General features: G+C 65.6%; 8 protein-coding genes. 1 reads left to right on the top strand and 7 read right to left on the bottom strand.

Translation table 11 applies throughout. The features are described from left to right. From AB7E35_RS14700 to AB7E35_RS14690, 3 genes are all read right to left on the bottom strand, one after another. A partial coding sequence (locus AB7E35_RS14700; protein WP_428167826.1) for a host attachment protein occupies positions 1 to 425 on the bottom strand: 425 nt, incomplete at its 3' end. A gap of 198 nt (positions 426 to 623) precedes the next feature. Continuing rightward, positions 624 to 1,289 carry a methionine ABC transporter permease gene (locus tag AB7E35_RS14695; RefSeq protein ID WP_428162933.1) on the bottom strand — a complete coding sequence of 222 codons (666 nt, stop codon included), beginning with the start codon at positions 1,287 to 1,289 and terminating at the stop codon, positions 624 to 626. 10 nt (positions 1,290 to 1,299) lie between these two features. Continuing rightward, positions 1,300 to 2,346 (bottom strand): methionine ABC transporter ATP-binding protein, encoded by a 1,047-nt coding sequence (locus tag AB7E35_RS14690; RefSeq protein ID WP_428167825.1) that lies wholly within the window; start codon positions 2,344 to 2,346, stop codon positions 1,300 to 1,302. Between the two features lie 375 nt (positions 2,347 to 2,721). On the opposite strand from AB7E35_RS14690, the gene AB7E35_RS14685 reads away from it, so the two are divergent. Beyond that, entirely contained in the window at positions 2,722 to 3,198 is a 477-nt protein-coding gene (locus AB7E35_RS14685; RefSeq protein ID WP_428162931.1) for a hypothetical protein, read from the top strand. A gap of 49 nt (positions 3,199 to 3,247) precedes the next feature. On the opposite strand, the gene AB7E35_RS14680 is transcribed toward AB7E35_RS14685, so the two are convergent. From AB7E35_RS14680 to dnaX, 4 genes are all read right to left on the bottom strand, one after another. After that, positions 3,248 to 3,655 carry an MAPEG family protein gene (locus AB7E35_RS14680; RefSeq protein ID WP_428162930.1) on the bottom strand — a complete coding sequence of 136 codons (408 nt, stop codon included), beginning with the start codon at positions 3,653 to 3,655 and terminating at the stop codon, positions 3,248 to 3,250. Between the two features lie 77 nt (positions 3,656 to 3,732). Next, positions 3,733 to 4,323, bottom strand: a complete 591-nt coding sequence (gene recR / locus AB7E35_RS14675; protein ID WP_428167824.1) for a recombination mediator RecR — start codon at positions 4,321 to 4,323, stop codon at positions 3,733 to 3,735. A gap of 157 nt (positions 4,324 to 4,480) precedes the next feature. Then, the gene (locus AB7E35_RS14670) at positions 4,481 to 4,813 is read right to left on the bottom strand and encodes a YbaB/EbfC family nucleoid-associated protein (protein WP_428167823.1); all 333 of its coding nucleotides are present in this window, start codon (positions 4,811 to 4,813) and stop codon (positions 4,481 to 4,483) included. A gap of 80 nt (positions 4,814 to 4,893) precedes the next feature. Then, positions 4,894 to 6,924, bottom strand: a complete 2,031-nt coding sequence (gene dnaX, locus AB7E35_RS14665) for a DNA polymerase III subunit gamma/tau (RefSeq protein WP_428167822.1) — start codon at positions 6,922 to 6,924, stop codon at positions 4,894 to 4,896. Between the last annotated feature and the right edge of the window lie 41 nt (positions 6,925 to 6,965).

Genomic DNA, 6,965 nt, shown 5'->3' with positions numbered 1-6,965 from the left:
TCGCCGTGCATGCGCTGGACAAGCTCGGGCAGGGGCAGGCTGGTCAAGTCCAGCGGATGACTGGCCGAGACCAGCTTACGGCTGGCATCGTCCAAATGGCCCAGCAAGTCCCCCAGGAACGGGTTGGAGGCAAACACCACCAGGCCGCTGATCTGGTGCGCGGCCGCCGCTGCACCCACCGTGCGGGCCACCTGCCGCGCGAACGCATGTCGATCATGGTCACGCGCATCGCTGCGCGGCGCCAGCCCGCTGCGCCCGGCAATCGAATGGCCCGGCGGCTCATGCCCGCCGCCAAGGCCCTGCTGCCGGCTTTGCGGATGCGTCAGGCATTCCTTCTCCGTCCACTGCGCGGGCTGGGCGGGGCTGCGCTCCAGCACCCGGGCCACGGAACCGTTGGCCACAATGGCCCAGATCGGCTTGGTCATGAAAAGCCCCTGCTGTCGGTGTTGAACAGAATTTCATCTTCTGCCCGTGTGCCGCGGGGGTCAAGCCTTCAGCAACCGACAATTGCAACCGTTGGCAAGTCAAGGCCTGCGCCAGGGCCGGACACTATGGGGCTTACAATCAAAAACGCCGCCAGCGCTTGATTGACAAGCGCTGACAGCTATCAATTACATAGCAAATCAGCGATGCGAAAGCCGACGCACGGCCCAGTCGCCCAGGCTCTGGATGGCCTGCACGAAGAAGATCAGGATGATCACCACGGCCAGCATGATGTCGGGCAAAAAGCGCTGGTAGCCGTAGCGGATGCCCAGGTCGCCCAGGCCGCCGCCGCCAATGGCGCCGGCCATGGCAGAGTAGCCCGTCAGGCTGACAAAGCTGATGGTCAGACCCGCCACGATGCCCGGCAGGGCCTCGGGCAGCAGCACCTTCCACACGATCTGACCGGTGGTGGCGCCCATGGACTGCGCGGCCTCCACCAGGCCGTTGTCCACCTCGCGCAGCGCCGTCTCGACCAGGCGCGCCACGAAGGGCGCCGCGGCAATGGTCAGCGGCACCACGGCCGCCCAGGTGCCGATGGACGAGCCGGTAACAAAGCGCGTGAACGGGATGATGGCCACCAGCAAGATGATGAACGGCGTGGAGCGCACGGCGTTCACGATCCAGCCCACGATCTTGTTGACCGGCCCGTTCTCCAGCACGCCACCCGCGTCGGTCAGGCGCAAAAACACGCCCAGCGGTATGCCCACCAGGCCGCCCACCACGCCGGACACGCCCACCATGATGATCGTCTCCCACAGCGAGGAAACGAACAGCTCCAGCATCATTTCAGAAAAATTCTCGAACATTGCCCGCCCCTCAAGCATTCACTTCCACGGTGCGCACCACCACTCCGTTGGCACGCAGATAGTCGATGGCCGCGCCGATGCGCGCCATGTTGCCGCTGGCGTACAGCGCCAGCGAGCCAAAGGTCTGATCCTGAATCTCGTCGATCTGGCCGTGCAGGATGGACAGGTCCAGCTCCAGCTCACGGATCAGGTGCGACAGGATGGGCTCGTAGGCGCGCTCGCCCGCATACGACAGGCGCAGCAGCTGGCCGCTCGCGCCCGGCTCCAGCCGCGCGGCCAGGCTGCGCACGCGCGCAAGCACGCCAGGCGGCAGCTCTTGCGGAACGATTTCGTCGATCAGGCTCTTGGTGATGTCTTGCTGCGGGCGGGTGAACACGTCGATCACCGGGCCCATCTCCACGATGCGGCCAGCGTCGATCACGGCCACGCGGTCGGCAATCTGCTTGATGACCTGCATCTGGTGCGTGATCAGCACCACGGTCACGCCCAGCTCGCGGTTCACCTGGCGCAGCAAATCCAGGATGGAGCGCGTGGTCTCGGGGTCCAGCGCGCTCGTCGCCTCGTCAGACAGCAGCACCTTGGGGTTGCTGGCCAGCGCACGCGCAATGCCCACGCGCTGCTTTTGCCCGCCGCTGATCTGCGCCGGGTAACGGTCGGCCAGGTGCGCCAGACCCACCAATTCCAGCAGCGGATCGACGCGCTTCTTGATCTCGGCACGCGACATGCCCGCCAGTTCCAGCGGCAGCGCGGCATTGTCAAACACGGTGCGCGAAGACAGCAGATTGAAGTGCTGGAACACCATGCCGATCTCGCGGCGCGCGGCGCGCAGCTCGGCATCGGACAGCCGGGTCATGTCGCGCCCTGCTACCATCACCTGCCCTGCCGTGGGACGGTTGAGCAGGTTGATGACGCGTACCAGCGAGCTTTTGCCCGCGCCCGAGCGCCCGATGATGCCGAACACCTCGCCCGGCGTGACATGCAGGTCGATGCCGCGCAGGGCCTCGACGGGGCCTTGTGGGCCCGGATAAATCTGGGTGATACCCCGAAGGTCAATCATGAAAAAACAATGCAAAGCGCCGCGCGCACCCCACCCTGTGGGTGGGCCTGACGCAGCGGCGCAGGTGAAAAATCAAAACAGGCGCTGAATGTAATTGCTTGCTATAAAAGCAACAACGAACAAAAAGTAGGCATATCAGACAATAAGGTTATGAAGCCAACAGCCTCTTTGCTACTGACAAGATAGCAATCAGCGCTTGTCGGCCATGAGCAGGGGTGGCGTCTTATCGGCAACCTGCCCGATGTCGCATGTGACGTCGCGCCTGACATTGCGCTTGCAAAGCAGCGCCCTGCACCGCTTGGCGGGTGCCCAGAGACACAAAGCGACATACACAAAAGGTAACATTCGTGGCTCCCTTAACCCCAAAAAAGTGCCATGTCCACCCCTTTTACCCGTGCCCTGCGCTACTGCTCGGCCCTGTGCCTTGCTGCGCTGGCTTTGCCGGCAAGTGCCAATTGCGCCATCACGCACAACACCAGCTCAACTGCCGTGCAGAAGGTTTTCAAGGAGACCGGCGGCTATCACTTTCAGAACTACGACGTGGTGTGCAATAAATTGCGCAAGGCCAACGCAAGAATCATCGTCTCCGGAAGCTACGGCGTCTTGAGCAACCGCTCTTACGGCTGGGCCAGCATCGCTGTTGCCGACAAAGCCAGCGACCACCTCATCGTCAACGACTTTGGCAGCGACAGTACCTGGATGAACGACTACGCCAGCGATGACAAGGCACGCGAAATGCTCTGGGCTGCCATCAACGATGCTCTGGGCAAGTGGGATAGCCTCGACCAGGCACTGGCCAGCCTGAACAAGGCCCGCCGCACGGCCCCTGCGCGCAAGGCTGCGGCGCAGTAGTCAAGGCAGTGATCGCCTGCCACCTGCCGCAACCTCGGGCTGACGGGTTTCAGCGCCAGCCCAGCAGCAAGATGGCTATGTTGACCACAAAACCCAGGCCCCACACCGCGCTGCGCGCCCGGGGCATGTCGCCCACGTACATGGTGATGTAGGACACGCGCAGCATCACAAACAAAAAGGCCAGCAAATCCAGCATCATCTGCGGCGCACCCAGCTGGTGGGCAATGATGACCGCGCCAATGAAGAACGGCAGCGCCTCAAAGCTGTTGGCCTGCGCCGCATTGGCACGCGCGCGCCAGCCGGTCTGGCGCGCGGCCCAGGCGCGTGGGTCGTGGTTGTCGCTGCCGCGAAAAGCGCCGCGCTTGGCCAGCAGAGCGCAGGCCATGGGCAGCAGCGCCGCGATCAGCACGCACCAATAGGCCACGGTAAAGCGGGCCACTTGCATGGTTGTATTCATGGGATTGAAGTCTTTTTGGCCATCGGCCGTTGATAGTCAAGCGCTGGTAGCTATGCTTTTTGATAACCGCAGGCGGGTCAGCGCCTGTCCGCCAGCGCATGGGCGATGGTGCCCAGGTCCACGTATTCCAGCTCGCTGCCCACGGGCACACCACGCGATAGCCGCGTGACGTGCACGCCGCGGCGCTTGAGCGCCTCGGCGATGGCATGGGCCGTGGCCTCGCCCTCGGCGGTGAAGCTGGTGGCCAGGATCACCTCTTGCACCACGCCGTCGCTGGCGCGATCGAGCAGCTTTTGCACGCCGATGTCGCGCGGCCCCACGCCGTCCAGGGGCGACAGCCGCCCCATGAGCACGAAATACAGCCCCTTGAAAGCACCCGTGCGCTCCATGGCGGACTGGTCGGCGGGCGTCTCCACCACGCACAGGCGGGTGGTGTCGCGCGTCGCATCCAGGCAGGTATCGCACACCGCGCCTTCGGTGAAGGTGTAGCAGCGCTCGCAATGGCGTACCTGCATGGCCGCCTGCGCCAGCGCACGCGACAGCAGCTGCGCGCCTTCGCGGTCGTGCTGCAGCAGGTGAAACGCCATGCGCTGGGCCGACTTGACACCCACGCCCGGCAGGCGACGCAGCGACTGGATCAGCGCATCAAGGGAACTGGTATCGGACATACAGAAACACACCGCATCGGACGCGCATCATGAAACAGGCGCAGCCCGGCCCAGGGCAGCCGCGCAAGGGCCGCCCCGCAGCGAGGGCTGCGCCCCCCTTCCCACGCGCAGCGTGACAGAAGGGGGAAGGCGCGAAGCGCCTCAGGGGGTTGCCGCATCAAAAGGGGAATTTCATGCCGCCGGGCAAGCCCGGCATGCCGGCGGTGATCTTGCCCATCTTCTCGGACGATGTTTCCTCGGCCTTGCGCACGGCGGCGTTGAAGGCGGCGGCCACCAGGTCTTCCAGCATGTCCTTGTCCTCGCCCAGCAGGCTGGGGTCGATGGTGACGCGCTTGACGTCGTGCTTGCAGGTCATCAGCACCTTGACCAGGCCGGCGCCGGATTCGCCCTCGACCTCGATGTGGGCCAGTTCATCCTGGGCCTTTTTGAGGTTGTCCTGCATGGCCTGGGCCTGCTTCATGAGGCCGGCAAGCTGTCCTTTGTTGAACATGGGTGGTTTCCTTTGCTTGTAAAAATGAAGAGCGGCGCGCGATTGCTGCGGGCCGCGTGGACGCGGATTGACACGGATTGCTAAGCAGGCTTGATGCTGCCCGGCACGATTTTCGCGCCGAAATCACGCATCAGCTGCTGCACGTATGGATCACCCTGCACGATCTCCTCGGCCACGCGCTGGCGCTGGGCCGCGGCCTGCGCATTGCGACGCGCGGGGCTGTCGGTCACCGCACCCACCTCCACGATGATCTGGCGCGCGTGGCCCGCAGCCTCCAGCGCCGCGCGCAGGCGCTCGCGCGCCTGGGGCTGGTTGATGGATTCGCGCTCGACGCGCAGCAGCCAGTGGTCTTGCTCGCGGGCCACCAGCTGCGACTGCAGCGCCAGCTCGCGCACCAGGGCGGTGATGGCCTCCTGCGCGATCAGCTGCTGCACGGTGGCATGCCAGACATCGCCCTCGGGCGTGGGCACCAGCGGCGCCAGCGCCTGGCCCGTCAGCCCCTGGGGCTGCAGGCGGGGGCCGGGTTCAGGCACCGTACGCACCGCAAGCGCTACGGTTTCAGGAGCTATCAGCGCTTGCCCTACGGACGCTGGAACCGTTTTTTTCTTTAAGTCTTCGGGGGTCAACACCGGCAGGCGCACCGATGCAGGCGGTCGTGCAGTTTGTGCCGATGGGGTTGACAGTGCCGGCGCGGGCGCTGCGTCATCAGGCTCCCACGGCGGCGTTTCGCGGGCGTCTGGCTGAGACCGCTGCGCTTGCACCACTGCGCGGTTCACGTCATCAGGCGATGCCTGCGCGGGCGCGGCAGGTGCAGGCACAGCTTCGGCGGCTGGTTCGGCAGCCGCGGGTGCGACAGCCGCAAGCGCCGGGGCGACGGGCGGGGATACCCGTATCGGCGATGGCGAAACCACCGGGGCTGTTGGCGCGGCAGCAGCGCCAGCAGCAGGTTCAGGCCGCGTCAGAGTTTTTTTTTCTGCCATGCCCGCGGCGCTGCCCTGCGCGCCCACCGGCTTGAACGCCAGCAGGCGCAGCAGCACCATGGTCAGCGCGGCATATTCGTCGGGCGCCAGGCCCAGCTCGGCGCGGCCGTGCAGGCAGATGCTGTACAGCAACTGCGTCTCATCAGGGGGCAGCGCGACCGCCAGGCGGGCGATCTCGGCGGCCTCGGGGTCGCTGGCGTCCACGGCCGCGGTCATCTGCGGCACGGCCTGCAGCACCGCCATGCGCTGCAGCACGGCGCTCATGTCCTCCAGCGTGGAGGCGGCCGACAGGCCGTGGATGCGCAAGGTGTCCGCCGTCTCGACCACGGTTTTGCCATCACCCTGCGCCAGCGCGTCGATCAAACGGAACACATGGCTGCGGTCCACGCTGCCCAGCATCTGGCGCACGCCGGCCTCTTGCAGCTGGCCGCTGCCAAAGGCAATGGCCTGGTCGGTCAGGCTGAGCGCGTCGCGCATGGAGCCGCGCGCGGCCCGCGCCAGCAGGCGCAGGGCCTGCGGCTCGGCGGGCACGTTTTCGGCGGCCAGCACGCGAGTGAGGTGGTCCAGCACGGTCTCGGGCGCCATGGGCCGCAGGTTGAACTGCAGGCAGCGCGACAGTACGGTGACCGGCACCTTCTGCGGATCGGTGGTGGCCAGCACGAACTTGAGGTATTCGGGCGGCTCCTCCAGCGTCTTCAGCATGGCGTTAAAAGCCGTATTGGTCAGCATGTGCACTTCGTCAATCATGAAGACCTTGAAGCGCCCCTGCACCGGCTTGTACACCGCCTGCTCCAGCAGGCCCTGCACCTCGTCCACACCGCGGTTGGAGGCGGCGTCCAGCTCGGTGTAGTCAGGAAAGCGGCCGCTGTCGATGTCGGTGCAGGCCGGGCACACGCCGCAGGGCGTGGCGGTGATGCCGCCCTGGCCATCGGGCCCCTGGCAGTTGAGCGACTTGGCAAGGATGCGCGACACCGTGGTCTTGCCCACGCCGCGCGTGCCGGTGAACAGGTAGGCGTGGTGCAGGCGCTGCTGCGTCAGCGCATTGCTGAGGGCCTGCACCACATGCTCCTGGCCCACCATCTCCGAAAAGGTCTTGGGACGGTATTTGCGGGCGAGCACAAGGTAGGACATGGGGCGTGATTCTATGTGTGCGCCAGTCCGGCGCGCGTTAA

It is taken from the genome of Diaphorobacter sp. (genome assembly GCF_050251835.1).
In the GTDB taxonomy this organism is placed as follows: domain Bacteria; phylum Pseudomonadota; class Gammaproteobacteria; order Burkholderiales; family Burkholderiaceae_C; genus JBFXIE01.
The sequence above is the reverse complement of the archived record's forward strand: the minus strand, read 5'-3'. Positions and strand labels throughout refer to the sequence as shown.

Coding starts and splice junctions, on each gene's coding strand:
- AB7E35_RS14695 (WP_428162933.1), bottom strand. CDS start 1,289: ATGTTCGAGAATTTTTCTGAAATGATGCTGGAGCTGTTCGTTTCCTCG.
- dnaX (WP_428167822.1), bottom strand. CDS start 6,924: ATGTCCTACCTTGTGCTCGCCCGCAAATACCGTCCCAAGACCTTTTCG.
- AB7E35_RS14680 (WP_428162930.1), bottom strand. CDS start 3,655: ATGAATACAACCATGCAAGTGGCCCGCTTTACCGTGGCCTATTGGTGC.
- recR (WP_428167824.1), bottom strand. CDS start 4,323: ATGTCCGATACCAGTTCCCTTGATGCGCTGATCCAGTCGCTGCGTCGC.
- AB7E35_RS14670 (WP_428167823.1), bottom strand. CDS start 4,813: ATGTTCAACAAAGGACAGCTTGCCGGCCTCATGAAGCAGGCCCAGGCC.
- AB7E35_RS14690 (WP_428167825.1), bottom strand. CDS start 2,346: ATGATTGACCTTCGGGGTATCACCCAGATTTATCCGGGCCCACAAGGC.
- AB7E35_RS14685 (WP_428162931.1), top strand. CDS start 2,722: ATGTCCACCCCTTTTACCCGTGCCCTGCGCTACTGCTCGGCCCTGTGC.